The sequence below is a fragment of the Acetonema longum DSM 6540 genome, assembly GCF_000219125.1.
Classification (GTDB): Bacteria; Bacillota; Negativicutes; order Sporomusales; family Acetonemataceae; genus Acetonema; species Acetonema longum.
The window spans coordinates 1-628 of sequence record NZ_AFGF01000286.1 but is presented as its reverse complement, the minus strand read 5'-3'; the positions used below and the strand labels follow the sequence as shown (position 1 = coordinate 628).

Annotated in this window: 1 protein-coding gene; it reads left to right on the top strand. The window is 51.6% G+C overall.

Annotated elements, in window-relative coordinates; genetic code table 11:
- The coding region (locus ALO_RS20280; RefSeq protein ID WP_004100058.1) for a transposase at positions 1-628 on the top strand (628 nt) is incomplete at both ends.

Sequence of the window (628 nt, the reverse complement as noted above, 5' to 3'; positions counted from 1 at the left end):
CGACGCATTAGTCAAAGGGACTACCATGCTGCAAAACCAGTTGCACGGACAGTTGATGTACCATTATCCAAGTTATCGGAAGTTTTTTTGCCTGGTGAACAGCAAGACGGCGCTCTATTTCTGGGAGACGTATCCTTCACCGAGACACTTGCAAGCCGTAACTGCTGAAACCCTCGCCGATGGGCTGCGAAGTGTCAGCCGCAATGCTTGTTCGATGGAAAAGGCGCAGACGATTCTTGACCTGGTGGCAGCCGATGGCGATACTCACCGGGAGTTTCAGGCTGAACGGGACTTTATTGTCAAAAGTATCATTCAGGAGCTTCGCTACAAACAGCAGGCCATTGAGGGAATCGATGGGGAGTTAAAAACCCTTCTGCCCTTGACCGGCTACAAACTGGATACCATGCCGGGGATTAACTTGAATACCGCCAGTCACATCATTTCTGAGATCGGCGACATTAACCGCTTCCCCACTTCGGATAAGCTGGCCCGCTTTGCAGGCATCGCTCCTGTTTTGTTTTCCTCTGCTGGCAAAGGCAAAGAGCAGCGCAGTCGGCAGGGAAACCGGGTATTGCATGGTATCTTCTATTTTCTCGCTGTCCAGCTTGTCCAGGTCTCCAAAGGAGGC